Here is a 26,456-nt window from a genome sequence, read left to right on the forward strand (position 1 = left end):
AGGGGAGAAGGGAGTTCTAAACCCCCCAGCCTGGGCCGGTCAGGACTTCCAGTGCGGCGGCCACGGCGATGGGCTGGTCGAGGATGAGGTGGTGCTGGGCGTCGGGGATGGAAATCATCGAGGTTTCCGGACCGAAGGTCTCGCGCATGAAGGCCCAGATCTCGTCGGTGACGAGACGGCTGTCCTGGCCGCGGAACAGGGCGACACGCGTGTTCAGCCGGTCGGCCAGCTGGGCCGGCGGCGGGCGGTCATAGTGCAGCTTGTCCCAGAGTTTCGGATCGAATTTCCACGTCCAGCCGGGCGAACCGTCGGGCCGCGTCGCCTCTTTCAGGCTCTGGCGCGCGATATGGTCCAGCAGGAAGGCATTGGCACAGGGCTGTTCCGGCAGCAGGCGGAAGCGCTCCATGGCGGCCTGGAAACTGGGATAGACCGTGCCGCCGCGGCTGGGCGGCGAGGAGCGGCGCTGTTCCTCGGCGGGCCGGATCGGGCTGTCCAGCACGGCCACGCCGCGCAGTTTTTCGCCATGATCGGTGGCCGTTGCCAGCGACACGAAGCCGCCGAAGGAGTGGCCCACCAGGAAGGGCTTGCCTGCGTCGAAGGCGCCACCGGTCTCACCGGCGGCAATGACCTCGCGGGCATAGGTGTCCATCGAGTAGCGCTCGCGGTGATCGCTGTCACCCATGCCGGTAAGGTCGAGCGCCACGACGCGGCGCGTGTCGGCCAGGAAGGGCGCGATACTGTCCCACCAGTCCTTGTGGGCCACGCCGCCGTGCACGAGGATCAGCCCGGGCATGCCGCGCCGGCCCCAGGCCTTCCAGCACACCGTCGCGCCCTCGACCGTCACCGTTCCCGCTTCGGTCGGCTTGGCCAGGGCATTGGCAAACCAGTCCGGGGCCGGCGGCTTTTCTCCGGCGAACTGGATCAGCGGTGCGGGCGGGCGCGGGGAGGCCGCGGTGTTCTTCTTGTTCATGACCTAGCGCTAGCCCTCCGCTCCGGGAAGGTCAATCTCATGCGGCGATCCGCTCGAGAATGGCAGGGACGGCGAAGACCGCCCAGGCATTGTTGGCGGCATGGCCCAGAAACGGTGCGGTCACCCGGCCGGTCGCCATGCGGGCAATGCCCAGCGCGATACCCAGAAGGAAGGTCGAGGTCATCACCATCAGGCCCTGCGGTGTATGCAGCAGGCCGAAGGCGAGGGCGGAAATCGCGATGGCAAACACCGCCGGCACGCCGCGGGCGACCAGCATGGGCAGCATCCATCCCCGGAACAGGATCTCCTCGGCCAGCGGCGCAGCGACCAGGGTCAGCAGGATGATCGACCAGAGCGCCGCATTCGAGTGGATGAAATTGTCGACATTGGAGACCTCGTCGCGCGTGGCACCGCCCGACAGGGTCATGCCGGGATCCAGCATGGCGAATTCGTGGAAGGCGATGGTCAGGCGGCCGGCGGCGAAGATCATGAAGAGCATGACGAGAACTGTTGCCAGAAGGTCCGAGGCCCGCAGCGGCCGGAATGCGAACGCGCCGCGATGGGCGCCGTCGCGCTGCAGCCAGCGCCACATCACGGCGGCAAAGGCGAAATAGGCCAGCGCCATGGCGGCAAAGGCGACCGTGTCGAGATGGATGATGGCCTTTGGGCCACCGGCCAGGGCCCACAGGAAGCCGCCGGCGAACTGGAAGGCAAAGGCGAGGGCCATCATCACCAGCGGCCAGACCACCATGCCGGGCAGGGAGTGGATCAGTGCCTGACGGTGATCTTCTGCACGCAGCTGCGCGAAGGCATCACCGGGGCCGAAAGGCCAGTGTACGGCGTCCGCTGCAGGACGGCCTGCAGGCGTGTTGCTGTCCGGCGGCATTCTGCCTCCCTCGCATCCCCGCAATCGGACGGGGTCCCCGCCTTATGCTTAACCGGTCGTTGCCGCGTCTTAAACGTGAAATTTAGAAGACTGTCCCATAACGGTTCGCATCAACGCCCTGTCCAGAACGGACAGCGAGGCCAGAGGCCCGGCGATAACAAGGCGACCGAAAAGGCGTGGGTGAGATGGTGAAAACAGTTCTGATCGTGGACGACGATCCGACACAGCGCCGCCTTTTGCAGGCGGTGATCGAGAAGCAGGGCTACAAGGCCGAAACCGCCGAAAGCGGCGAGGCTGCCCTGGATCGCGTGGCGTCCCCGGGGATCGATGTCATGCTGCTGGACCTGATCATGCCGGGCATGGACGGGATGGAGACCCTGGAAGCCCTGCAGCGCAAGCAGATCGACCTGCCGGTCATCGTGCTGACGGCATCCGGCGGGATCGAGACGGTGGTCGCGGCCATGCGGGCCGGGGCCTCCGACTTCTTCGTCAAGCCGGCCAGCCCGGAACGCATCGCGGTGTCGATCCGCAATGCCCTGAAGGTGCAGAACCTGTCGGGCGAGGTGCAGCGTCTGTCGCGCAAGGCGACGAACAAGCTGGGCTTTGCCGACATGATTGCCGGCGCGCCGGCGATGAAACAGGTCGTGCGTCTGGGCGAGCGTGCGGCGCAATCCGATATTCCGATCCTGATCACCGGGGAAAGCGGCGTCGGCAAGGAGCTGGTGGCCGGATCCATCATGGCCGCCTCCAAGCGCGCCAACGGTCCCTTCGTGGCCGTGAACTGCGGCGCGATCCCGGAAAACCTGGTGGAATCCACCCTGTTCGGTCACGAAAAGGGGGCCTTCACCGGCGCTGTCGGCAAGCATATGGGCAAGTTCCAGGAAGCCGATGGCGGAACGCTCTTCCTCGACGAGATCGGCGAGCTGCCGCTGGACATGCAGGTCAAGCTGCTGCGCGCCCTGCAGGAAGGCGAGGTCGATCCGGTCGGCTCCAAGCGTCCGGTCAAGGTGAATGTGCGGATTGTCTCCGCCACCAATCGCGACCTGGCCGAACAGGTCGCCGCGGGCCATTTCCGCGAGGACCTGTTCTACCGTCTCAACGTCTTCCCGATCGAGGTGCCCTCACTGCGCGCCCGCAAGGACGACATTCCCGCGCTGGTGCGCCATTTCATCGGCCGCTTCAACGCCCAGGAAAACAAGTCGATCATCGATGCCGCGCCGGAAACGCATGCGCTGCTGGCCGCCTATGACTGGCCGGGCAATGTGCGTCAGCTGGAAAATGCGGTGTTCCGCGCCGTCGTCCTGTCGGATGGCGACATGCTCAAGCCCGAGGACTTCCCGCAGATCTCCGGCCTGACACCCGATCTCGAGGCCAATGCGCCGGCCTCGACGGCCGAGACGCTGGCGGGCGATATCGTGCAGATGGCGGCGAATGCGCCGGATCTGGGCCCGGTCGAGATCATGGACGAAGGCGGTCACCTGCGTTCGCTCGAGGAGATCGAGCGCGACCTGATCGAGTTCGCCATCGAGACCTATGCCGGCCGGATGAGCGAAGTCGCCCGCCGCCTCGGCGTTGGCCGCTCGACGCTCTACCGCAAGGTTCGCGAATACGATCTCGATGTCGACGGGGTCCGCGCCGCGGGCTGAACCGGACACACGGAACTCGCCTGCCAACGGGACTTCAACGGGCAGGCCGGGTGGGGGCACAAGCGCCGGGCCGGAAGGATATGACCTTCCGGCCCGGTTTTTTGGGTCCTGGGAAAATGCCGAAACAGGACCGGGCCGGACATGGCTGCCCGGCCCGGTCCGTCGTCTGCGGGACGGAATCAGGCGCTGGCGAGCGCGTCGCCGGGGTGGCGGTCGCACCAGCCGAAATAGACGGGGATGAGGGCGGACTCGCGACTGAAGCGGACTTTCAGCTGCCGCGCCAGCCGGCTCAGCGAGGCGTCGAGCCGGGCGATTTCCCGGCTGCCGGTTTCCAGTCCCAGCTCGATGTGAGCCCGCAGGACATCGATCCGGGTTGTCAGCCCGTTCAGCTGGCCGTCGAGATGGGAGACATAGTCCCGGGTCAGCGGATCGGAAGCGAGCGGCGCGTAAAGATGCTCGGTGCGGCTTTCCACCGTCGTGTCGAGCGAGGCCATGGCCCGGCGGAAGGCGTCACGACCGGCTTCGGTGCCGAGACCGGCGGCTTCGGCCTCGTCGAGTGCGTCGAAAAGGGCGGCTTCGAGCTGGCCGAGAAGGGCGATGTTGTGGGGCATGGGCGATACCGTTTTCTTGATCGCCACACGATACCCGCGCCCCCGCGCCGGCGCGCCCGGAAACCGGTTTCAGATTTAACGGGAAGCTAAGACGCGCTACGCCGGCGCGCTATGTCTCCGGGTCCCCGGAGGTGTCGACAATCCGGAAGCGGGCGCGGCGGGTCTCCGGCGTTTCCGCCGGATCCGGTGAAGTGTCACCGCGCGTCGCACTCATGTCACCGTTATCGGGCTCCAGATCATCATGAATGTCACGGCTACGGGGCACAAATGAAGCAGTCTTGCGCCGGAAACCGTTGCCGCGTGACATCGGCTTGCGCGCCTTGCCCTTCGCCTTTTTCTCGATCTCGCGGAGCTTCAGCGCCTGGCGGGCCGACAGCGCGTCTTCGGTATTACCCTTGTCCGGATCGTTGAAGGCAGAGCCATAGGTCTCAAGCCGTTCCTCGAGCGATCCGAGGAACTCGCCTTCCCATTCAGACAGCTCGCGATCCGGCGTCCCCGCCTCTTCCGCGGCCTTGCGGGCACGGTCGAGACGGCGCAGGGCGCGCTTCGTCTTCTTCTCGTCGATCTTGCGAGACATGGGGCCTCCTTTGCAGGGAGGCGGCCAGTTTAGCCTTCCACGGCACCCAGATACAATTCCAGAAGCGCGTCGGCTTCCTGGCGCTCCCGGCGGTCGATCTTGCGCAGCGATACGACCTTGCGGAGGATCTTGGTGTCGAAGCCCATCGACTTGGCTTCGGCATAGACCTCTTTCATGTCCGCCATGACATTGGCCTTGTCTTCCTCGAGGCGCTCGATCCGGGCGACAAAGGCCTTGATCTGTTCGCGCGCGGCGCCGCCGATGGCGTCGGACTGGTCGATGGGGCCGGAGTCTTCAAGCGCGTTGTCGGTGAAAGCCATGTCGCAAACCTCTTCTCGGGACGGGCGGGGAGACTAAATCCGCGAGCGGGCAGCCTCAAGCCGCTCCGCCAGCCGAGTGCACGCTTTCGCGCAGTTGCCGGCGCACATCGTGGATGGCCTGCAGCACGGCCTGCGGGTGATGGTGGTGCAGGTTGTGGCCGGCACCGGCAATCCAGCGCATCTCGCCACGCGGCATGCGCGCCGCGACCTGTCCGCCATGCCGGTGCGACCAGACGACGGTATCGGCCTTGCCGGCGAGTATCACGGCCGGTGTCCCGATGGTGCTGTAGGCGGTTTCCTGGTCTTCCAGATGCGAATTGACCATCGCCATGTCGCGCGCATTGGCCTTCCAGACCGGCGGACGAAGCAGGAGCAGAAGCGCCGACCGGTCGAGATAGGCATCCGGGACCGGTTCGGGGCGAAAGGCCGAGATGGCTCCCGACACTGCCTGGCTGCGGCCGACAAGCGGGACGGCGATGCGGGACAGGAACGGGCCGATCACCGGCCAGAAACTGGCTGAATTGAACCAGGCGGCAGTGCCGATCCAGGCCGACAGTGCCGGCGCCAGCAGGACCAGCCCGTCCACGCGTGCCGGATGGTCGATCGCCATGCGCATCGCGATGGCCCCGCCCCAGGAATGCCCGATCACCGTGGCGGCCGGAATGTCGAGATGGTCGAGAAAGGCCGCAATCAACTCGGCCTCGCGACGGGGCGACCAGGCCCCGCCGGGACGCTGCGACCAGCCCAGGCCCGGCCGGTCGAGCCAGATCACATGTTCGCCGTCGAAGGCATCGGCCAGGGCCATGTGCGGCTCTTCCAGATTGGAGGCCGCACCGTGCAGGACCAGGATGGCCGGGCGTTCCGGATCGCCGCTGCGGCGATAGTGGAGCCGGGTTCCCGCAATCTCGGTGAAGCGGCCGCCAGGCGGGTGCGCCTGTTCGATGCGGCGGATCGTGTGACGGGCCAGAAGCGCGGCCAGACCGGCAAGCACACAGGCACCGGCAAGGATGTACAGCCAGAGGGGCATGGCCCTCAGAGAGACCGGCCGGCGAGCGCGTCGGCGAGACGGTCGCGGGCTTGCCGGGCATCCTCATGGGCCGGATAGATCTCCAGCGCCGCATCATAGGCTTCCAGTGCAGCCTGGGTTTCCTCGGCCCGCTCCAGCACACGGCCCAGCGTGAGATAGGCGTCGTAGCGGCGCGGCTCCAGCGTCAGCGCCGTGTTCAGGGTTTCCAGGGCATAGGCCCAGTCCTCGACACGGGCTGCCATGCGGCCGGCGGCCAGCCAGCCTTCGGCAAAGTCCGGATCGAGCCGTGTGACGTGGTCGTACATGCGGATGGCGATATCGACATCGCCCGCCGCTTCCGCAGCGGCACCGCGATCCATCAGCAGGGAGATCGTGTCGCTGCCGGAATGCGCCCACAGTGCGCGGATCTCGTCGACAAGCGGTGCAGCCTCGCGCGGCGTCTGCGCCTGTGCCAGCGCGTCCAGCCGCTGTTCCAGCCGGGCTTCCGGCGTGCGGAATTCCGTGCGCGGCGCGACTTCGACGTCGGCCGGCGGCGTCTCCTGCAGGACCAGGCCCACGAGCAGGACGAAAGCGGAAAGGCTCATCATGGCACAGAGGATAGCCTTTGCCCCGGCTGCGTCCAGCACCCGCAAACAGATTGTGGAGAGGATTTAAGACGAGATCCGGCTGCCATGATGCAGGGGATGCGGCAATGTCGCGACATTGAACCAGAAGGCCCCGATCGACTGGACGATCGCCTCATAGCCATCCACCTCGAAAGGCTTGGTCATGTAGGCATTGGCGTGCAGGGCGTAGCAGGTGTCGACGTCATCGGGTGAGGACGAGGTCGTCAGGATCAGGACCGGCACCTGGGCGAGATCGGCATCGCCTTTGACGGTCCGCAGCACATCCCGGCCGTCCAGCTTGGGCAGGTTGAGGTCCAGAAGGACAAGGTCGGGGACCGGCCGGCCTGTGAATTCTCCCTCGCCACGCAGGCGCTGCAGGGCAGCCTCGCCATTGCGCACGACTTCCATCTCGTAGGGGAAACTGGCCTGCTCGAACGCATCGAGGACCAGGAATTCGTCACCGGCATTGTCCTCGACGAGCAGGATGTGCGGTCTTTTCGAGGCGGACTTTTCAGCGTTGCTCATGTGTCGGATCGATGGCTTTCGGCAGTGTGAACAGGAACAGGCTTCCACCGGATGGGCTTTCTTCCACCCATAGCACACCTCCATGACTCTCAATAATTTTTCGGCAAATCGCCAGTCCCATTCCGGTGCCGGAATATTCGTCCTTGGCGTGCAGGCGCTTGAAGGGGTGGAAAATCTGCTCGCGGTATTGCGGCGCAATGCCGATGCCGTTGTCAGCCACACTGATCCGCCAGGCGTTGTCTTCTTCGTGCGCGTCGACGCTGACATGAACGGGACTGCCGGAGCGGTGATACTTGATGGCATTGCCGATCAGGTTCTGCATCAGCTGGGTGAGCTGGGCCCGGCTGCCGCGAATTGAGGGCAGGTCCGAGATTTCGATGCGGGCCTGTGCCTTGTCGATTGCGGTCTGCAGGTTCCGGATTGCGTCCTCGGCAATCTCGCCCAGCGCAACATCCACTTCACGCGGCTCGGAGTCATAGTTCAGCCGGCCATAGGCCAGCAGGTCGGCGATCAAGGCCTGCATCCGCTCTGCCGCCTTGATCGAGTGCTGGATATAGCTGCGCCCGGCATCGTCCAGAGCGCTGTCGTACCGGCGCGCCAGGAGCGCGTTGAAATTGGAGATCAGGCGCAGCGGCTCCTGCAGGTCGTGGCTGGCGGCGAAGGCGAAACGTTCCAGTTCCTCATTGGCCCTGGAAAGCTCGGTGATGAAACGCTCGCGCTCGGCCTGGGCCTGCTGGCGGTCGGTGATGTCGCGGAAAACGGTGACGACGCCCAGCAAACGGCCCTGCTCGTCCAGCATGGGTTCGCTTGAAAGCTCTGCCGTGAAACTGGATCCGTCACGCCGCCTGAACGGCTCGATGCTGTTTCGGACCGGTTCCTCGCGCGTCGACGAAACCATGGGGCAGTCTGCGCGGCTGTGTGGCCGTCCCTCGGAATCGACGGGGTGGATCACGTCGTGGATGAGCGTGCCCGTCAGTTCTTCCGGCGTATAACCAAGGAGGCGGGCGGCGGCGGGATTGACAATGGTGGCAAGACCGTCCGCGCCGATCCCCAGGATTCCGTCAGCCGCGTTCTCGAGGATCAGGGAGAGATTGCGCGACAGGCTCTCCGCCTCGGCGGTCTTGCGGTCGACCAGGCGCTGGACGAGGTCGGTCCGGGCGGTGCTGAGCAGGGTGAGCGCGTTCAGCACGGTGATAAACGCCAGCCCGGTGATCAGCGTGGCCCAGGACAGAAGGTCCTGGTTGCGGGCGAGAAACCCGGGCGTCGCCGTGTAGACGAATTCCAGCGACAGACCGCCGATGTCGAGCTGGTGGACGACACTCAGCGGGGAGATGGCAACCGGAGCGCCGAGCACGGAATGAGCGTCACCGGACGAGACATCATTGATCGCCAGCCGGTAGTCGGAAACGTGCCGGGACATCGCGTCCGCAACGAGCGCTGAAAGCGTGATCCGGCCAAGCGCCACGCCGGTCAATTGCTGAAGCCTTTCTTCGCGGCTGGCCGGCGGCGTCCGCCCTGCATAGGCTGGGGCGGCAATGAGGATGGAATGGCCGTGGGCCCCTGTCTCTACCGTTCGCGCCGGGTCGCCATGCTCGAAACGGCGGGCGACCACGGGCGCACCGTCGAGAATGGCGTCGAGTATGCCGGGCATATCGATCCCGGTCATGCTGGTTGCAATACCGTCGCCGCTTTGAGCGAGCGGAAAGGTCTGGATCTGCCGGCCGGCATCGGGGGCGAAGGCCCGGCGCTCCATCTCTGCGGCATTGCCGGAACCGGAGAGGCGGGGTGCCCACCTCACATCCTCCGCCCGGACATCGCCGGAAAAGGCGATCGATACGAAGACATCGAACTCTTCCGCCGTCACGGTTTCCGACGCCGCGAACAACCCGCCCAGCTGGGTCAGGCGATGCCGCAGCCGGTCGAGGATCTCGGTGATCGTCTGCTGGTCGCTTGCGACAAGGTTCGCGAAGGCCTCGCGCCGGTCGTTCACGCCGTCGGCCCGGCTGAAGGCAAATACCGTGACGGCGATGGCCAGGAGGATGGCCGCAGGTATCGCGACGGCCAGCTTTCGGCGGCCGCTGATCTGTTCCGGTTCTGCGAGCAGGAGTGCCAGCGGTGCCACGAGGACAATTCCGATCGCGCTCGATAGCCAGGCCTTCAGATAGATCGGCGCATTGCTGAAGGCTGGCTCGAGGCCCGCCAGGGCGACACCGAACGGAAAGGCAACAGCCATCGGGATCGCCGCCAGCGGTCCGGCCACGGCCGTGACCAGCAGGATCTCGCGGCCGGTTTCCAGCGCCCATTTCCGGTCCGGGCCGATACGGCGCAGAACACGCAGACCGACCTCGCCTTGCAGGATCGAGCCGATTGCCGCGCACAGGGCGAAGACTGCGGCTTCGCCCTGTGTCGTGTGGAACTGGCGCAAGGCCAGATCGGCGGCCACGACGAGCGTGGCAAGGCCGACCGGAAACAGCATGCGCCGGCCCCACATGGCGGTTGCGGCCACGGCGATGCCAGCAGCGGGCCAGACTGGCACGAAGAAGCCCGGTGGTACCGAGAGAAGAAGTGCCAGCTCGCCCAACACCAGACAGGCCAGGCCGACGCCGGCAGCTTTCATGTTTTCATTCATGCCCGGATCGGCCTCCCCGTCCGATCGGGAATTAGGCCGTCGATTCGGCGATTCCACAATCCTGTACACGTATAGCGGGAGCCGTGGCGCTCGGGGCGTCCGGACAAATGAAACAGGCCGCGGCGCGGGCCGCGGCCTGTCAGGCAAGGCGTTCTGCAGTCGGCTCAGGCGGCTGAGGAGATATCCGTCAGGGCCATGACCTTGCGCAGCTGGTCTTCCGTGTCGCCCAGCTGGTGGTCGATCATGATGAGCCGCTTGGCATAGTGCGAGCCGGCATACTCCCAGGTCATGCCGATGCCGCCATGCATCTGCACGGCTTCTTCGGCGACCAGCTTGCCGGCCCGTCCGATCAGGTTCTTCGCCTTGGCTACGGCGAGGGCGCGTTCTTCCGTCTCGAACTTGCCGCCGGCATGGATGACGATGGAGCGGGCCTGTTCGATCTCGATGGAGAAATCGACAAGACGGTGCTGCAACGCCTGGAACATGGCGATCGGGCGGCCGAACTGCTGGCGCTGCATCAGATAGTCGCGCGTCATCTCCTTGAGCACGTCCATCGCGCCAACCGCTTCGGCGCAAAGGGCCAGGCGGCCCGCATCGAGCGCGGCTTCGATGGCGTCCGTGGCGTCTTCCGCAACGCATTCGGCCGCGGTGCCGTCGAGCACGACCTCTGCAGCGCCACCGCCGTCGATCATCGGATAGGCGAGGACTTCGGCGTCGGACGCCTTGATCTCGTAGAGACCCAGCTTGCCGCCGGATTTTGCTGCAACCAGGATCCAGTCGGCGGCCTGGCCGCCATAGACCACGGTCTTGCGGCCGGTCAGCTTGCCGCCCTCGAACGTGGCGGAAATTTCGCCCAGATCGCCGAAGCTGTCGCTTTCATCGAAAGCAAAGGCCGCGCGTTCCGAGCCCGCGATAATGGCCTCGGTCCGCTCGGACTTGCCGAAGGCGGCGTAGAGGCGCAGCGCCATCAGATTGGCCAGGAGCGGTTCGGGGCAGATCTTGCGGCCCATTTCCTCGAACACGGTCGTGATGTCGAAGCCGGCGCCGCCGAATCCGCCATCATCCTCGGAGACCAGCGCTCCCATGATGCCCAGCTCGGCAAGCCCGGCCCAGCCTTCGGGGTCGTGGAACGCGCCGTCATAGGCGACCTTGTTGCGGTGCTCGATCGGATAGGTGTCGGAGAGGAAGCGGCGCAGGCTGTCCGCGATCATCCGGCGGTCGTCTGTCGGTGTGAAATCCATGGATCAGGCTCCGAACGTCTCTTTGGCGATGATGTTGCGCTGGATCTCGTTCGATCCGCCAAAGATCGAAAGCTTGCGATTGTTGAAGTAGTTGGCAGCGTTCGCGGCCGCTTCCGGCGGTGCGATGCCGTAATTGCCGATCACGTCCTCGGACGGGAAGGGCGAGGCGGCCGGGCCCAGTGCGCGGCGGGCGAGATCGTTGATCTGCTGACGGATGACCGTGCCCTTGATCTTGAGCATCGAGGACACCGAGCCCTGGGCGTCCGACGTGCCGAACAGCATGCGCAGATTGGTCATGCGCATGGCTTCCAGATCGATCTCGACCTCGGCAACCCTGGCCGCGAACAGCGGATCGGCCGCCAGTGGCTTGCCATAGCGCTTCACCTTGCGGCCCAGCGCCTTGAGCTGGTTCAGCGCTTCGGTCGACGCGCCCACACCGGCGATATTGGTGCGCTCGTGGCCCAGGAGATACTTGGCGATCGTCCAGCCCTGGTTCTCCTCGCCGACACGATTGGAGACCGGTACCCGGACATCGGTGAAGAAGACTTCGTTCACCTCGTAGCCGCCTTCGATCAGCTTGATCGGGCGCATCTCGATACCGGGCGTCTTCAGGTCCACCAGCACGAAGGAGATGCCCTGCTGCGGCTTGCCCTCGGTCGAGGTGCGCACGAGGCAGAAGATCTTGTCGGCGAACTGGCCCAGCGTGGTCCAGGTCTTCTGTCCGTTGATGATGTAGTCGTCGCCGTCGCGCACGGCGCGGGTCTTCAGGCTGGCCAGGTCAGAACCGGCGCCGGGCTCGGAATAGCCCTGGCACCACCAGTCCTCGCCGGACAGGATGCGCGGCAGGATCGTCTTCTTCTGTTCCTCGGTGCCGAACTTGATCAGCACCGGGCCCAGCATGCCCAGGCCGAAGGGAACGATGCGCGGCGCGTTCGCGAAGGCGCATTCCTCTTCGAAGATGTGGCGTTGAACGGCATTCCAGCCGGGGCCGCCATACTCTTCCGGCCAGGTTGCCGCCAGCCAGCTGCGGGTCTGCAGCAGAGCGTGCCAGCTCTCGATATCCTGCTTGTTCAGTTCGCGCCCATTGCGAACCTTGGTGGCCAGGTCCTCGGACAGATTGTCCTTGAGGAATGTGCGCACTTCCTCGCGGAAGGCCTCCTCCTCCGGGGTGAAATTCAGGTCCATGCTTGTCTCCTCGCGCCCTTTTCGACCGCTTTCCCGAACGAATGCGGTACCCGGTCTTACGCCGGACTTGCCGCTTTCGATGACTGGGTACGCATTAAAGGCGAAAGGATGCGAGGTGAATAGTGCGCAGATGCAGCATTTGGTGCGGCGGTGCGGCGCAGGTCTGGCCGGTCAGAGCAGTCCGCGGGCTGCAAGAGCGGCCTTCAGCGGGCCTTCACCCCGGAACACTTCGGCGTCAAAGCCGAATTCGCGCGCCGCGGTGACATTGTTCTCGCGATCGTCGAAGAACACGACCTCCTCCGGCGCGAAGGGCAAGCGCATGGCCGTGATCTCGTAGATCCGGCGGTCCGGCTTGATGACGCCTTCATGGGCCGAAACGATGACGTCCTTCATGTGCGCCATCTGCGGGTAGAGCGTGTTGACCGGTTCCACCCATTCCGCCGGCAGGTTGGTGAGCGCGTATTGCGGCACTCCGCGTTCGGCGAGTGTGTCCATGACAATATCGGTCCCCGGAACACTGCCATTCAGCATGCCGTCCAGGCCGGTTTCCCAGGCGCGGATCGCGTCTTCGTAGTGAGGATATTTCGCGATCAGGTGCTCGCGATTCTCGGCCATGGGCACGCCGCGATCATGCGCCGCGTGCCAGTCCATCGTGCAGACCTCGCCCAGGAAGTGGTCGACTTCCTCGGCTGTGCGGAAGAGTTTTTCGTAAAAGCGGCGGGGGGACCAGTCGAGAAGGACATTGCCCAGATCCCACAGGACGGCTTTGGTCGTCATGCCGGTGCCTCCAAAACGCAAAACCCGCGCACCAGGGTGCACGGGCTATGCGACAAGTCGATATGGGCGCGCTGGAACCTGCGGGCAGGTCCGGCAGCAGCCGGCTAGCCGGCGCGAGCCTTGAAGCGCGGATCGGTCTTGTTGATGACGTAGATACGGCCACGGCGCTTCACGACCTGGCAATCGCGGTGGCGGTTCTTCAGCGATTTGATCGAGCTGCGGACTTTCATCGTTCGGCCTTCACGTTGGTAAGCGTGTTAAAAAGGAGCGCGGGAGATACGGGAGCCGAAGCGTCCTGTCAACATCGACTGTGCGCTCGATCTGCGCGTGACGCGCGGCTCAGCGGAAGACCGGAGCGACCGGCGCGCCGCCATCGCGTTCCGGCTGGCTGTTCATCATCGACACGATCAGCACGGGATCGTCCTTCGGCGGCGGCTGGCAGATGCCGAAGGCGGCCTCCGGCATCGCCGTCGATATGTTCAGCCCGAAGCTGGCGGCCTCCTGCGGCAGGATCGGATAGTCGTGATTGCGCCCGCCGCCGATCAGGTCATTGGTCAGGGCACAGGTGCCGTCCTGTTTGTGGGCGTCATTGACATAGTCGCACGAGAAGCGCCGGGCTTCGTCGACGGCCTGCTGGGCCATCTTCGAGAGTATCAGCATCTCGTCGCTCACGCGGTCGGCGGACTTGTGTTCGGTCAGTGCGGCAAGGATCGGCGCGGGCATCCAGGCGTATTGCGGATCAATCGGGCCCAGCACGGCGCTGGTGCCCATGACGATCTCGTCGCAGGCCAGGGCAATCATCGTGCCCGCCGATTTTGCGCGATAGGGCACGAAAGCCGTCTTTCGTCCGGGATGGTGTTTCAGCGCATGCAGGATCTGCTGGGTTGCAGAGGCGATCCCGCCCGGCGTGTGCAGGATGATGTCGATCGGCGCATTGTCCGGTGCGTGGCGGATGAGGTCGATCGCCTCGATGGCCGTGTCGGTGTCGATATACTCGTCCACCTCGTGATGCACGATCGACAGGACGAGACTGCCGCGCGAGCGCGCGAAATCCTGCACCCGCTTGTCGATCATGGCCCTGTAGGCCTCATAAGGTGACAGGGTGTCGTCGTTGCCATTGCCGGAGGCGCTGCGCTGACTGGCGGGCAGAGGGGCCGGGCGCGGCGGTGTCTGCGTCGCGCGCGCGGTGGTTGTGGTTGCAGCGGGGCGGGGCGCGGCGCCAGTCCCCGAAGGGGCAGACCGGTTCGCGGACCCGGCCCGTTCGCGCGCATCCCGCTCGTCTTCCCGCTTGGCATGACGGTTGTTCTGCCAGGCTGCGAGGCCGACCAGCAAGGCACAGATCACGGCAATGCCGGTCCAGCCGGTCACACCGAGTCCGGTAACAATATCGAACATGAACTCCCCCGGTTTCCCCATGCATCACGGCGCTGGCGATGCACCCGTCTCCACTCTCGTTAACCAATCTATATCAGCGCGCGCGCCGGGGCGAATCGAACCGGCGCGCGGCGTGCCTCCTGGTGCAGCAGGTCTGCTGCGGGAGCATGCAGACGGGCACGTTTGTGGCGTCAGGGCCTGTCGGGACATGTACTGGCGCTGACACCTGCACTAGGTGAAACGCTCTGCCCGGCCGGAGCTCCGCATGACACCCGAACTCATCCTCGCCTTTACCGGCATGCATATCGCCATGTCGCTGAGCCCGGGGCCGGCCGTGCTGCTCGTGTCCACCCAGGGCATGGCACGCGGTTTCCGGGCGGGCGTGGCCACTGCGGCCGGCGTGCTTGCCGGCAACACCATCTATTTCGCGCTTTCGGTTTTCGGGCTCGGCGCGGTCCTCGTCAGCTCTGCGCTCCTGTTCACGATGATCAAGTGGGCGGGGGCGGCCTATCTGGTCTGGCTGGGGATCTCGACCCTGCGCAATGCCCGCAAGGTGGCGGCCCGGCCACAGCCGGCAACGGTTTCGGAGCTGGCCGGACCGGCCTTTACCCAGGGCCTGGTCAAGCAGCTGGGCAATCCCAAATCGGTGCTGTTCTTCGGCGCGCTGCTGCCGCAATTCATCATTCCGGGGCAGACCGGCGGGGCCGACTATCTTCTCATGCTGGCCATCATGCACGGCACCGAACTGCCGATTCTTGCCGGCTATGCCGCGCTGGGGGCGACGGGCGGGGCTTTCGTGCGCGGCCCGGTGGGGCTTGTCTGGCGCGAGCGCGTGTGCGGCGTGTGCCAGATCGCTGTCGGTGGCTTGCTGGCGGGCTTGCGGCGTACGGCGTGAGCGAAGCTTACCACATCGTCAGTTGTTCGCGCGGCAAAGCCTTCATAGTGTGCGCGCCATGACAGGGTTCGGGGTATGCTTCGGGGCCGCGGCAGCGGCCCTTTTCGCGGCTGGCGCCAGCGCGCAGTACGACGATTTCACCTATGATTATGACGTGGATGTCGAGCTCGTGCTCGCCGTCGACATCTCCTATTCCGTTGACGAGGAAGAGGCACGCCGCCAGCGCGAAGGCTATGTTGCCGCTCTGGCGTCGGAAGATGTGATCCGCTCGATCCAGGGCGGGCCGATGGGCCGCATCGCCGTGACCTATGTGGAATGGGCCGACAGCGGCTTCCAGCGGGCCGCGGCCGACTGGACCGTGATCGCCAGCGAGGAAGACGCGCTGGAGTTTGCCGCCCGCGTGGCGGCTGCCCCGCTGGAACGCGGCCACTACACGGCCATTGGTGCAGCGATTGCCGACAGCGTGCAGCGTATCGAGAGCAATCCGCACTCCGCTCCCCGCCGCATCATCGATATCTCCGGCGACGGGCCGCAGAACCAGGGACTGCCGCTGGAACAGGCGCGGGCCCGCGCGGATGCGGCCGGCGTGGTGGTCAACGGCCTGCCGGTGATCTCCACCGGCAATGGCCGCTGGGTGCGGCCCGTCGAGATGAATCTCGACGGCTATTTCGAGGAAAACGTCATCACCGGACCCGGCGCTTTCGTCCTGCCCGCTCGCACCGAGGCGGAGTTCCGTGAAGCGATCCTGCGCAAGCTGGTGATCGAGATCGCGGGCGCGCTGCCGTCGCCGGAAGAGCTGGGCCGTGATCCGGCCCGTCCCGCGAACGTGTCGGAAACGGGTCTGGCGCCATGAGACTTGCCGTCCGGGCCGGCCTTTCCATCCTCGCCGTCCTTTGCCTGACCGGCGGCAATCTTGCCGCCACGCCCGACTGGTATACCCGCGAGATCCAGTACGCCGAGGATGGCCGCGAGATGGTCGATCTCGAGCTCGTGCTGGCGGTCGATGTGTCGTCCTCGATCGACGAGGTCGAGGCCCGGCGTCAGCGCGAAGGTCATGTCGCGGCGCTCGCCGACCCGGAAGTGATCTCTGCGATCCAGTCCGGCGGCTATGGCCGTATCGCGGTGATGTATCTGGAATGGGCCGATGCCGACTTCCAGCGCGTCGTGGCGCCCTGGACGGTGATCGAGACGGAAGACGACGCCAGGGCCTTCGCCGCCACACTGGCGACCGCGCCCTTCATTTCCGGCCGGCGCACCGCGATCGGCGGTGCGATCGACAATTCGATCAGCCTGATTGCGGACAATCGCTATGACGGCGTACGCCGTGTGATCGACCTGTCCGGAGACGGCCCCCAGAATGCCGGGCCCAGCCTGTCGGCCGCGCGCAGCCGGGCCGAGGCCGAGATGATCACGATCAACGGCCTGCCGATAGACAATGCCCGCCAGCACCCGTTCCGGCCGTCCGTGTCGATCGATGTGGCGACCTATTTCGAGAACGAGGTGATCGCCGGACCCGGCGCCTTCATTTCGCCAACAAACGAACATCATGATTTCGTGGACGCATTGAAACGGAAGCTTATCATCGAGATCGCCAATCTCGATCCGCTGCGCTTCACGAGGAATGGATGATCCGCACGCTACTGGCCAGCCTGGCCCTTGTTACCACCGTCTCCACCGCCACTTTTGCCCAGCCCGACGGCGAAAGCTTTGCCGACTGGCTCGACGGATTCCGCGGGCGGCTGGAGGCGTCCGGTGCCACGCCGGACACCGTCGCATCCATGCTGGACGGGCTGGAGCCGGACATGCGCATCATCGAGCGCGATCGCAGCCAGCCGGAATTCGTGCGGCCGCTCTGGTCCTATCTCGATATCGCGGCGTCAGACCTGCGTATCCGCAATGGCAGGGCGGCCTATGCCGAAAATCGCGAGACCGTGGATGCCATCGCAGCGCATTTCGAGGTGCGCCCGGAAATCCTGATCGCGATCTGGGGGCTGGAAAGCTCCTATGGCGAGATCCCCGGCAATAACGACATTGTCCGCTCGCTGGCGACGCTGGCCTGGGAAGGCCGCCGCCGCAACTGGGCCGAGGGCGAGCTGATTGCGGTCGGGCACATGCTGGACAATGGCTATGCCACGCGCGACCAGCTGACGGGGTCCTGGGCCGGTGCGATGGGGCAGATGCAGTTTATCCCCTCGACCTATCTGGAACGCGCCCATGACTGGGATGGCGATGGCCGTCGCAATATCTGGACGAATGAGGCCGATGCGCTGGCGTCGGCCGCCAATCTGCTCGGCCGGGCCGGCTGGCGGGCGGGTCAGCCGGCAGTGGTCGAAGTCGATGTGCCGGAAAGCTTTGATTTCGCCGCCTGGGACCCGGGTCAGTCGCGCCTGGTGTCGCAATGGGCGGTGCTTGGCATCGAGCCGGCCCGCGGCGAGTGGTCGGCCGACCTGCTGATGCAGGCCGCACGGCTGGATCTGCCGGCCGGCGGTTCGGGGCCGGGCTTCCTGACCTTCCCGAACTTCCGTGTGATCCTGCGCTACAACAACTCCACCAGCTATGCGATCGGTGTCGCGCATCTGGCAGACCGGATCGCCGGCGGCGAGCCTTTCGAAGGGCCGTGGCCGGAAAACAATCCGCCGATCACCCGCAGCCAGACCCGCGAGCTTCAGGCCGCGCTCAACGCGCTGGGTTTCGACAGCGGTACGCCGGACGGGCTTGCCGGACCGAATACGCGCGCGGCGCTGCGCGCTTTCCAGCGGTCCAACGGCCATCTCGCCGACGGCTATGTCGGCCAGGCGATGTATGACGCGGTGATCGCTGCTGCTGCGGCCCGATAGTCCACGTGCTCTGAAGCGTTGTCACGCGGGTCCTGGTTTGTTCAGGGCTCCGGCTTCACCTCGACGATGTTCGCCACGCGCCGGATGCCGGGGTGGAACCAGGCGAGGGCGAGCGTGATCGCGGCCAGCACGAAAGCGACATAGTAGGGCACGAGGTGGCCCAGCTGGTTGTACATGAACAGGCCGCCGACCGGGCCGAGGATGAAGCCCAGCCCGGCGGTCGCTGTGGTCAGGCCTGCGACCCGGCCCTGTTCCTCCGGCTCCACGGCGATCGAGGCGCCGCCGACAAAACCCGAGCGGGCCAGTCCGAACGCGAATGAAATCAGGATGTAGGCCGTGACAATGCCGGCATAGTTCGGTGCCACGATCATCAGCGCGAACCCCGCCATGGTGATCCCTGCACCCAGCGACATCAGGATGCGCGGACTGGCATGAAGGGCCGGGATCACAACCAGCTGGGCGACGATGAGTGCACCCGCGCCTGCGGCCAGTGCGATGGACGACATCTGCAGGCCGGCGGCCTCGTCCAGCTGCAGCGAGTCCATCACGAAAAATGCGAGGGTGGAGAGGCTGAGCGACTGCACGATCCAGGCGACGCAGCCATAGGCGACGAAAGGGAAAATCCGCGGATCGGCGCCGAAGGCGAATTGCGCAAAGGGATTGATCGGCCGGCTCTGCAGCTTGGGCGGGGACTGTTCGGGCAGCCGGTACCACACCGCGAAGGCGCCCGCCGCGACCATCGCGGAAATGATCACCATGAAGACCGGCACCCCGACCAGCTCGACCAGGGTCGCTGCGAGGGTGGGACCGATCACCGCACCCAGGCCGAAAGCGGCTGTCAGCCCGGCCAGCGCCTCGGTCCGCTCGCCCGGGCTGGTCCGGTCGGCAACATAGGCCTGCGCCGACGGATTGGTTGCCGAACCGAGCCCGCCGAACAGTGTGCGGGCCAGCGCCATGGCGAAGATTGCACCCAATGGCGGGATCCAGCCGCTCTCGCCGGCCCAGGCAGCGGCGGCGAAGATCAGGGTCGAACATGCAAAGGCGCACAGGCCGAACACGATGAAGGGTTTGCGTCCCCGGCGGTCCGAAAGGGCGCCCCACACCGGTGTCATGGTCATGAACAGCACCGCCGACACCGTATAGATGGCGCCGACCCAGTATTCCGGCACGGCCAGTCCGCGCGCCAGCGGCGGCAGGATGGCGAACAGCATGTTATTGCCGATGCCGGTTGCCATCAGGCACAGGAAAAGCAGGCGGAAGGCCTGGCGTCTTTCGGCGGGACTGGTGGGGTTGGACGCAGTCTGTGGCGGGGTCATGGTGCTGATCTAGACCGCGGATTCCCGACCGTCCAATGAGTTTTTAAAGAGCCGGTATGCCGGAATGACCGGTCGCTGCGCTGCTGATCCGTAAACACCCGCATAACGCGCGTTCAACCGGACATTAAGCTTGTCCCGTCATAGTGCCGGTCAAACGGGTCGAGAAACGGCCTTCCAGAGCGGTGGACGGTACAAAATGTTCCAGATTATCGGCATCATTGTCGTGTTCGTCATGGTGTTCGGCGGCTTCTCGCTGGCCGGCGGCCATTTCGACGTCATCCTCAAAGCCATGCCCTTCGAGATGATGATGATCGGCGGCGCGGCTGTCGGCGCCTTCCTGATCGGCAACAAGCCGAAGACGGTGATGAAGACCCTCGGCGATTTCGCCAAGATCTTCACCGGCCCCAAATGGAAGGCTCAGGACTATACCGACCTGCTCTCATTGTTGTTCTTGCTAACAAAAACAATGAAGACGAAAGGGGTTATCGCGCTCGAAAGCCATATCGAGAACCCCAAGGACAGCGCGATCTTCACGCGCTATCCCCGGATCATGAAGGACCATTTCGCCGTCGACTTCATCTGCGACACGCTGCGCATGATGACGATGAACCTGGAAGACCCGCACCAGGTCGAGGACGCGATGGAAAAGCAGCTGGAAAAGCACCATCACGAAGCTGCCGATCCGGCCCACGCCATGCAGACCATGGCCGACGGTCTGCCGGCCCTGGGCATCGTGGCGGCCGTGCTCGGCGTCATCAAGACGATGGGCGCGATCGAGAGCCCGCCGGCCATTCTGGGCGGTTATATCGGCGGCGCCCTGGTCGGTACCTTCCTTGGCGTGTTCATCGCCTACGGCTTTGTCGGCCCCTTCGCGGCCTACATGCAGGCCGTCTATGACGAGGAACACAGCTTCTACAAGATCATCCAGGACGTTCTCGTAGCGCACCTGCACGGGAATGCTGCCCAGATCTCGGTCGAGATCGGCCGCGGTGGCGTTCCCTCCAAGATGCAGCCCAGCTTTGCCGAGCTGGAAACAGCCCTGGACCAGATACCCTCCGAAGTCGGCTGATCGACAAGGCCGCACGAGGACAACTGGCGCGGAACCCACCGGTTCCGCGCCATTTCATTTGGGGGGATGGCGTTTACCCTGATCGGCGCTAGAAGGGCGTCATGAAGATCAAGGACAGCGACATTCTCATCGTGCCCGGTGCGGGCAATCCGTCTCCCTTCCACTGGCTGACGCGCTGGCAGGACAATATGTCCACGGCGCGCCGCGTGGATCAGGATGACTGGAACCGGCCGCAGCGCGAGACCTGGGTCAACCGGCTGGTCGATGCGGTCGGCGAGTCGGAGAAGCCCGTGATTCTCGTCGCGCATGCGCTGGGAGTGCTCACGGTGGCTCATGCGGCTCCGGCGCTCACCGGCAAGATTGCGGGTGCCTTTCTGGTCGGCGCATCGGACTGGGAGCGTCCCGAGCTGAAGGCGACCTATGGCGACCACAGTTTCGATCCGGTGCCGCGCCAGCCGCTCGGCTTTGCCGGCCTGCTGCTGGCCAGCTCGAACGATCCCACCTGCAATATCACCAAGGCGGAAGCCTGGGCGCGCGACTGGGGCATTCATTTCGGCAATGCCGGCGAGGCCGGGCATTTCGAGCCGGAAAGCGGGCATGGCCCCTGGCCGGAGGGCCTGATGGCCTTCGCCCGCTTCACCCAGACGCTCTAGGCCGGTCATGACCGGGGAGAGCCTGGTTTGCGAACCGGCCCGGCTCGACTGGAGCGAGCCGTCCGGCCCGCGTGCGGCTGACTATGGCGATGTCTATTTTTCCGCCGAGGACGGTCTGGAGGAGACACGGGCGGTGTTCCTCACCGGGTGCGGCTTACCCGAGGCCTGGCAGGGACGTCGGCACTTTGTTGTCGGAGAGCTGGGCTTTGGCACCGGGCTGAATGCGCTGGCGCTCTGGCAGCTCTGGCGCGAGACGCGACCGGCCGGCGCCTGGCTGGATTTTGTCTCGGTCGAGAAGCATCCGCTGAGCCGTGACGAAGCCGTTCGCGCCTTTGCGGCCTGGCCGGATCTCGAACCGCTCACAACGCGTCTGCTGAAACAATGGCCCTCGCGGCAGAAGGGTGTTCATCGCCTTGTGTTTCCCGAGGATGGTTTTGCCATCACCGTCATTCACGACACGGTCGAGGCAGCACTGGCCGATATGGATTTCCGGGCGGATGCCTGGTTCCTCGACGGGTTTGCACCGGCGAAGAATGACGCCATGTGGTCCCAGGACGTGCTCGACCAGGTTGGCAGGCTGTCAGCGCCGGGGGCGCGGATCGGCACGTTCACGGTGGCCGGCCATGTTCGGCGGGGTCTTCAGGCCGCTGGCTTCGAAGTCGCCAAACGCCCCGGCTTCGGGCGCAAGCGCGAGCGTCTGGAGGCCGTGTTTCCCGGAACGTCCGCCGCAACAATGCCGCTGCCGCGGAAGGTCGCGATCATCGGTGCGGGAATTGCCGGCGCCAGTCTGGCGCGCGCTTTTGCGGGGCGGGGGAGCGAGGTCGTCGTGTTCGACGCTGCCGGGCCGGCGGGCGGTGCCTCCGGTGCACCGGCCGGGCTGCTGACACCACGCCTGGAGCGGGCCGACCGGCCCCATGTTCGCGCGACCCTGGCGGCGTTTGATTATGCGCGCCGCTGTTATGAAGGCTTCGACGGTTTCTATCCCGGCGGGGTCGTCCGGCTGGCGAAGGATGAGCGCGAAGCGCAGCGTTTCGCCGGTATCGCCGCCCTGATGGACGAGCGGGTCGAGTGGGACGGGTCGGTACTGCAGATGCACGCCGCGGCCCGGATCGAACCGGCGCGCATCGTCGCCCGGATGCTGGGCGACGTACCGGTTTGTCAGGCGCGGATTGCGTCGGTCTCCGAGACGGACAACGAAGTTCTGTTGGTAAATGCAGACGGCAAAACGCTGTGCCGCGCCGATTGCGTCGTTTTTGCCTGCGGGGCCGGTATGACGGCCTGGTATCCGGACATTTCACCGAGTGCGGGACAGGTGGCGGTCTTTGCCGGTGAAGCCCCGGCCCGGCCTGTAACCTGGGGCGGTTATGCCTGTGCGGCGCCGGGCGGTGTGCTGGTCGGAGCGACCCATGTGGCCGGCGAGGATGCCGGGCCGGACGAGCCTGCGATTGCCGGCTTCCGCGAAGCCTACGCTCGGCATTTTCCCTCATTGAAAGCCGGCGAGGTCGTGCAGACCTGGTGCGGTGTGCGGGCCTCGACGCCGGACCGGCTCCCGGTCGCCGGAGCGCTGGGGCCGCGAAGCTTTGTTCTCTCCGGTCTCGGCTCGCGTGGCTTTGCCCACGCGCCCCTGCTGGCCGAACATGTTGCAGCTCTCGCTCATGGGCATATGCCCGCACTGCCCCGATCCGCAGCCGAAGCATTCGATCCGGCCCGTTTCGAGATACGCCGCCAGAGGCGCGGCGGCTAAGGCGCTACACCGCTTCGGGCAGCGGTTCTCCCGGCGTCCGGTCGGATCTCTCGAAACGCAGCTCGGCGAGCGGGCAGGGTGTCGCGAAACAGGTCGCATCGATCCGGAAATCCGGTCCCCTGTCTCCTTCCAGAACGACGGAATATGCGCCTATCGACAGGGTGACACTTAGGCCGGTCGTGGGCGGCAGCGCAAGCGAGACGGCGGGCAGCGCCGCCATGGCTACCAGAACTCCCGTTTTCACAAGCATGCCGGGCCCTCCTCGACCTTTGCTCCTCTGGATGCCGCTGGAGGTGCGATCGGATGCACGTCATCGGGGAAAACGGCGCGCTGTTTGCAACGGTGAGAGTGAAACGGTTGCGCCTGGCGCGTAACGGGACAAAGGGTGTCAGATCATGCACGCAGCAGCCAGCGGCAGTTTCGTCGAACGGCGCAACGGTTCGCGCCATGTCTGGTTTCTGAACTCGGCCTTCGACAAGATCGGTCTGGATACCGCTCTGCGCCGTATCACCGAACGCGATCCTGCAAGCCCCTTCGCCTTTGTCGTCACGCCCAATGTCGACCATCTGGTCCGGCTCGAACACGACACCGTGCTCGCCACGCTCTACGCCCAGGCCTGGCTGACGGTCTGCGACAGCCGTATCCTGGAACTGATCGGCCGGATGTCGGGCGAGCGTATCGATATCGCACCGGGTTCGGACCTGACGGCACGCCTGTTTGACACCGCAATCGACCCGGACGAACCCCTGACGATCATTGGCGGCAATCGCGCCGTCATCGATGCCGTGACGGCACGCTACGGCTTGAAAGATGTGCGCTGGCACGAACCGCCAATGGGATTGCGGAACAATCCAGAGGCCGTCGCCGAGTGCGCTAAATTCGTTGCTGAAAATCCGTCGCGCTTCGTGCTGATCTGCGTGGGATCCCCGCAGCAGGAAATGATCGCGGAAGCCTGTCTAGACCGTGGCGATTGCACGGGTGTCGGGCTGTGCGTGGGCGCATCGCTGGATTTCCTGGGTGGAAAGGCCCGGCGGGCGCCGGTGTGGGTTCAGCGGGCACGGCTGGAATGGCTGCACCGTCTGGCGCAGGAGCCGGGTCGCATGTGGCGCCGCTATCTGGTCGAGGGGCCGAAGGTGTTCCTGCTCTGGCGGCGCTGGCGGAAAACCCAGCGCGAACTGCGCGCGCTCGAACGCGCGCTTTCGCAGCCGGACCGTGTCAAAGAGCGTGCACTTCACCAACGTATCCGCAACCTGGAAGCCCAGTTGGCGTCACGTGAGTGATACACACTGTTACATGCGGGGCACTGGCATTGCCTTTTGCCGCGGCCGGCCCTAGCGTCCGCGCCGCGATGGTTCCCTCACGGGATTAATCGGGAAGCCGGTGCGGTCACCACTTTTCAGGTGATGTCCAAGTCCGGCGCTGTGCCCGCAGCCGTAAGCGGCGAGCGGCGATGCAAGTAACCACTGGAGCTTAAGGCTCCGGGAAGGGGCATCGTCCGCATTGACCCGCAAGCCGGAAGACCTGCCATCGCCGTCGTCTGTCCGCTCGTGCGGGAAAACACGAGGCTGGCGCGGATTTTCCGTTTTCGACGACTCCTTGCAACCTGCCGGTCGCGTGCGCGGCCGGTCACCATGCTGTGGAGACGTGGTACATGCGCATATACAAATCGCTGCCGCTGGCGCTGGCGGCCAGTTCAATCCTGATTTCACCCGCTGTCCTGGCCCAGGACGCGCAGGACGACGATGTCATCCTGATCACCGCTGCCCGCGTGCCGATTCCGGCCGACGATGCGACGGCGAGTATCACCCGCCTGGACGCTGCGGATATTCAGGCCCGTGGATCGGTTTTCGCCGCCGATATCCTGCGCGCCGTTCCGGGGCTGGCGGTCTCGCATTCGGGCGCTCCCGGCGCACTGACCCAGATCCGGGCCCGTGGCGCCGAGGCCAATCACGTCCTCGTTCTGATCGATGGCGTGGAGGCCAACAATCCGTTCACCGGAGAAGCGGATTTCGCGCACTTCGCGTTCAGCGATCTCGGTTCGATCGAGGTGTCACGCGGCGAACAGTCCGCCCTGTGGGGGGCCGACGCCATTGGCGGCGTCGTCCGCCTGACGACGGCGCGGCCCACGACGGGTATGACAACGTCGCTGGGGCTTGAGGGCGGCGAGTTCGGGACCTTCAACGGCGATGGCCGGATCGCCTCGACCTTCGAAAGGGGCTGGCTGACCCTGTCCGGCAGCGCCTATCGCAGCGACGGGATCGACGTGTCGGGCACGGGCGGCGAGGAGGATGGTTACGAGAACGAGACCGTCAATCTCGCCGGTGGCTATGCGCTCAACGACATCGTCCGGTTCGAGGGCTCGGCCCGGTGGCTGTCCTATGACAGCGCGTTCGACAGCGATACCGATTTCGACGGCCTGTTGAACGATGTCGACCGGAACACGGACGGCCGGACCGTCTTTGCCCGTGCTGCGCTGCTGGCCGAGCATTCGGCGGGCGGTTTCGAGATCGAGCACGAACTGGCCGTGCAGCTGACCGACGACGAGGTCGAGAACTATGCGGATGGCGCGCCGGCCGGCCGTTCGCTGGGACAGCGGCTTCAGTCTCACTATGAAGTCACCGGCCGCTGGTCGACGGGCGAGACACAGCATCGCCTGACAGGTCTCGTCGAGCACGATCGGGACCGCCTGAAATCCTTCACGGCGCCCGGTGCCGGATCCAACCAGTCACCCTCGATCGAGGCGAGTGCCTTTGCTGCCGACTACGGCCTGGACCAGGGCGCGCTCACACTGACCGCATCCGTCCGGCGCGACATTCATGACCGGTTCGACGATGCCACGACCTGGCGCGTCGGCGCCGGCTGGGCGTTCGAGGCTGTGGATGGCCGGGCCCGGGTGAGCTTTGGCGAAGGGGTCAAGAATCCGGGGATCTATGAATTGTTCGGCTATTTCCCCGGCAGTTTTGTCGGCAATCCGAACCTGGACCCCGAGCGTTCGTCGGGCTGGGAGATCGGCTGGGACCAGACCCTGCTGGAGGGGCGCGCGACCCTTTCCGCCGTCTACTTCGAGTCCGAGCTCGAGGACGAGATCTACACAGATTACTCGACCTTCCCGTCGACCGCGCTGAACGCCGCATCGCTCTCCAACCGCTCGGGTGTCGAACTGTCCGGCAGCTGGGATATTTCCGGCAGCTGGTCGGCATTCGGCTCGCTCTCCCTGCTGGAGAGCGAGGAGAACGGCGTTGCGGAGATCCGCCGGCCGGAGCAGCTGGCATCGCTGACGCTCGACTGGCATCCGGCAAACCTCGACTGGTCCGGCGCGCTGACGGTCGATTATACCGGCGATCAGCTGGATACGGATTTCGGGTCCTTCCAGACGGTGACGCTGGACGCCTACACCCTGGTGGGCGGTCAGGTGCGCTGGAAGGCGACCGAGGCACTGGAGCTCTACGTGCGCGGCGAAAACCTGCTCGATGAGGAGTATCAGGATGTGTTCGGCTATCATACGCCGGGCCGCGGCCTGTATTTCGGCCTGCGTCTGCGCAACGGCTAGTCCGGCTTTCGCCGGCGGC

General features: G+C 65.4%; 26 protein-coding genes and 1 riboswitch. Of the genes, 10 read left to right on the forward strand and 16 right to left on the reverse strand.

Translation table 11 applies throughout. From position 1 onward, the window contains the following. Positions 1-16: 16 nt before the first annotated feature. Both PKE71_RS10800 and PKE71_RS10805 read right to left on the reverse strand, forming a co-directional pair. Positions 17-970 (reverse strand): alpha/beta fold hydrolase, encoded by a 954-nt coding sequence (locus PKE71_RS10800; protein WP_271186983.1) that lies wholly within the window; start codon positions 968-970, stop codon positions 17-19. A 37-nt stretch (positions 971-1,007) separates the two neighbouring features. Then, positions 1,008-1,856, reverse strand: a complete 849-nt coding sequence (locus PKE71_RS10805) for a CPBP family intramembrane glutamic endopeptidase (RefSeq protein ID WP_271186984.1) — start codon at positions 1,854-1,856, stop codon at positions 1,008-1,010. 185 nt (positions 1,857-2,041) lie between these two features. Here PKE71_RS10805 and PKE71_RS10810 point away from each other — a divergent pair, with 185 nt between their 5' ends. Further along, complete coding sequence (locus PKE71_RS10810) at positions 2,042-3,502, forward strand: sigma-54-dependent transcriptional regulator (RefSeq protein WP_271186985.1); 1,461 nt, start codon at positions 2,042-2,044, stop codon at positions 3,500-3,502. 179 nt (positions 3,503-3,681) lie between these two features. On the opposite strand, the gene PKE71_RS10815 is transcribed toward PKE71_RS10810, so the two are convergent. The 12 genes from PKE71_RS10815 to PKE71_RS10870 all read right to left on the reverse strand — a co-directional run bounded on the left by PKE71_RS10815 (position 3,682) and on the right by PKE71_RS10870 (position 14,394). Then, complete coding sequence (locus PKE71_RS10815; protein ID WP_271186986.1) at positions 3,682-4,113, reverse strand: hypothetical protein; 432 nt, start codon at positions 4,111-4,113, stop codon at positions 3,682-3,684. Positions 4,114-4,222: 109 nt separating this feature from the next. Continuing rightward, complete coding sequence (locus PKE71_RS10820; protein ID WP_271186987.1) at positions 4,223-4,690, reverse strand: hypothetical protein; 468 nt, start codon at positions 4,688-4,690, stop codon at positions 4,223-4,225. Between the two features lie 29 nt (positions 4,691-4,719). Further along, positions 4,720-5,010 (reverse strand): DUF2312 domain-containing protein, encoded by a 291-nt coding sequence (locus PKE71_RS10825; protein WP_271186988.1) that lies wholly within the window; start codon positions 5,008-5,010, stop codon positions 4,720-4,722. Positions 5,011-5,065: 55 nt separating this feature from the next. Continuing rightward, positions 5,066-6,037, reverse strand: coding sequence for an alpha/beta fold hydrolase (locus tag PKE71_RS10830; protein WP_271186989.1), 972 nt, complete (start codon positions 6,035-6,037; stop codon positions 5,066-5,068). 5 nt (positions 6,038-6,042) lie between these two features. Beyond that, complete coding sequence (locus PKE71_RS10835) at positions 6,043-6,624, reverse strand: tetratricopeptide repeat protein (protein WP_271186990.1); 582 nt, start codon at positions 6,622-6,624, stop codon at positions 6,043-6,045. Positions 6,625-6,687: 63 nt separating this feature from the next. Continuing rightward, positions 6,688-7,167: a response regulator gene (locus PKE71_RS10840; RefSeq protein ID WP_271186991.1), complete on the reverse strand. Its 480-nt coding sequence runs from the start codon at positions 7,165-7,167 to the stop codon at positions 6,688-6,690. Then, positions 7,154-9,784: an ATP-binding protein gene (locus tag PKE71_RS10845; RefSeq protein WP_271186992.1), complete on the reverse strand. Its 2,631-nt coding sequence runs from the start codon at positions 9,782-9,784 to the stop codon at positions 7,154-7,156. Before PKE71_RS10845 ends, PKE71_RS10840 begins: the two co-directional genes overlap by 14 nt. A 176-nt stretch (positions 9,785-9,960) precedes the next feature. Next, positions 9,961-11,037: an acyl-CoA dehydrogenase family protein gene (locus PKE71_RS10850; protein ID WP_271186993.1), complete on the reverse strand. Its 1,077-nt coding sequence runs from the start codon at positions 11,035-11,037 to the stop codon at positions 9,961-9,963. 3 nt (positions 11,038-11,040) lie between these two features. Beyond that, positions 11,041-12,222, reverse strand: coding sequence for an acyl-CoA dehydrogenase family protein (locus PKE71_RS10855; RefSeq protein WP_271186994.1), 1,182 nt, complete (start codon positions 12,220-12,222; stop codon positions 11,041-11,043). A 171-nt stretch (positions 12,223-12,393) separates the two neighbouring features. Further along, positions 12,394-12,999 (reverse strand): HAD family hydrolase, encoded by a 606-nt coding sequence (locus tag PKE71_RS10860; RefSeq protein ID WP_271186995.1) that lies wholly within the window; start codon positions 12,997-12,999, stop codon positions 12,394-12,396. 104 nt (positions 13,000-13,103) lie between these two features. Next, the gene (gene ykgO / locus PKE71_RS10865) at positions 13,104-13,229 is read right to left on the reverse strand and encodes a type B 50S ribosomal protein L36 (protein ID WP_075188610.1); all 126 of its coding nucleotides are present in this window, start codon (positions 13,227-13,229) and stop codon (positions 13,104-13,106) included. A gap of 109 nt (positions 13,230-13,338) precedes the next feature. Continuing rightward, entirely contained in the window at positions 13,339-14,394 is a 1,056-nt protein-coding gene (locus PKE71_RS10870; RefSeq protein WP_271186996.1) for an SDH family Clp fold serine proteinase, read from the reverse strand. Between the two features lie 244 nt (positions 14,395-14,638). On the opposite strand from PKE71_RS10870, the gene PKE71_RS10875 reads away from it, so the two are divergent. The 4 genes from PKE71_RS10875 to PKE71_RS10890 are packed head-to-tail and all read left to right on the forward strand — an operon-like array spanning position 14,639 to position 18,105. Then, positions 14,639-15,268, forward strand: a complete 630-nt coding sequence (locus PKE71_RS10875; protein ID WP_271186997.1) for a LysE family translocator — start codon at positions 14,639-14,641, stop codon at positions 15,266-15,268. Between the two features lie 58 nt (positions 15,269-15,326). Continuing rightward, positions 15,327-16,121 carry a DUF1194 domain-containing protein gene (locus tag PKE71_RS10880; RefSeq protein WP_271186998.1) on the forward strand — a complete coding sequence of 265 codons (795 nt, stop codon included), beginning with the start codon at positions 15,327-15,329 and terminating at the stop codon, positions 16,119-16,121. After that, positions 16,118-16,897 (forward strand): DUF1194 domain-containing protein, encoded by a 780-nt coding sequence (locus PKE71_RS10885; protein WP_271186999.1) that lies wholly within the window; start codon positions 16,118-16,120, stop codon positions 16,895-16,897. The genes PKE71_RS10880 and PKE71_RS10885 overlap by 4 nt, the downstream gene beginning before the upstream one ends. Further along, positions 16,894-18,105 carry a lytic murein transglycosylase gene (locus PKE71_RS10890; protein ID WP_271187000.1) on the forward strand — a complete coding sequence of 404 codons (1,212 nt, stop codon included), beginning with the start codon at positions 16,894-16,896 and terminating at the stop codon, positions 18,103-18,105. Before PKE71_RS10885 ends, PKE71_RS10890 begins: the two co-directional genes overlap by 4 nt. A 41-nt stretch (positions 18,106-18,146) precedes the next feature. Here the strand turns inward: PKE71_RS10890 and PKE71_RS10895 are convergent, their stop codons facing one another. Then, positions 18,147-19,421, reverse strand: coding sequence for an MFS transporter (locus PKE71_RS10895; protein ID WP_271187001.1), 1,275 nt, complete (start codon positions 19,419-19,421; stop codon positions 18,147-18,149). A 196-nt stretch (positions 19,422-19,617) separates the two neighbouring features. On the opposite strand from PKE71_RS10895, the gene motA reads away from it, so the two are divergent. The 3 genes from motA (at position 19,618) to mnmD (ending at position 22,887) form a co-directional block, all read left to right on the forward strand. Continuing rightward, on the forward strand, positions 19,618-20,490 hold the full coding sequence (gene motA, locus PKE71_RS10900; RefSeq protein WP_271187002.1) for a flagellar motor stator protein MotA: 873 nt from the start codon (positions 19,618-19,620) through the stop codon (positions 20,488-20,490). 101 nt (positions 20,491-20,591) lie between these two features. Then, a complete protein-coding gene (locus PKE71_RS10905; protein ID WP_271187003.1) occupies positions 20,592-21,143 on the forward strand; it encodes an RBBP9/YdeN family alpha/beta hydrolase in 552 nt (183 codons plus the stop codon). A gap of 7 nt (positions 21,144-21,150) precedes the next feature. Then, positions 21,151-22,887 carry a tRNA (5-methylaminomethyl-2-thiouridine)(34)-methyltransferase MnmD gene (gene mnmD / locus PKE71_RS10910; protein WP_271187004.1) on the forward strand — a complete coding sequence of 579 codons (1,737 nt, stop codon included), beginning with the start codon at positions 21,151-21,153 and terminating at the stop codon, positions 22,885-22,887. Positions 22,888-22,891: 4 nt separating this feature from the next. Here the strand turns inward: mnmD and PKE71_RS10915 are convergent, their stop codons facing one another. After that, positions 22,892-23,137, reverse strand: coding sequence for a hypothetical protein (locus tag PKE71_RS10915; RefSeq protein ID WP_271187005.1), 246 nt, complete (start codon positions 23,135-23,137; stop codon positions 22,892-22,894). 145 nt (positions 23,138-23,282) lie between these two features. Here PKE71_RS10915 and PKE71_RS10920 point away from each other — a divergent pair, with 145 nt between their 5' ends. Both PKE71_RS10920 and PKE71_RS10925 read left to right on the forward strand, forming a co-directional pair. Then, the gene (locus PKE71_RS10920) at positions 23,283-24,167 is read left to right on the forward strand and encodes a WecB/TagA/CpsF family glycosyltransferase (RefSeq protein WP_271187006.1); all 885 of its coding nucleotides are present in this window, start codon (positions 23,283-23,285) and stop codon (positions 24,165-24,167) included. A 52-nt stretch (positions 24,168-24,219) separates the two neighbouring features. Further along, positions 24,220-24,430: riboswitch (cobalamin riboswitch) on the forward strand. A 108-nt stretch (positions 24,431-24,538) separates the two neighbouring features. Continuing rightward, a complete protein-coding gene (locus PKE71_RS10925) occupies positions 24,539-26,437 on the forward strand; it encodes a TonB-dependent receptor plug domain-containing protein (protein WP_271187007.1) in 1,899 nt (632 codons plus the stop codon). Positions 26,438-26,456 lie beyond the last annotated feature (19 nt).

The organism is Maricaulis virginensis (assembly GCF_027922185.1).
Lineage (GTDB): Bacteria > Pseudomonadota > Alphaproteobacteria > Caulobacterales > Maricaulaceae > Maricaulis > Maricaulis virginensis.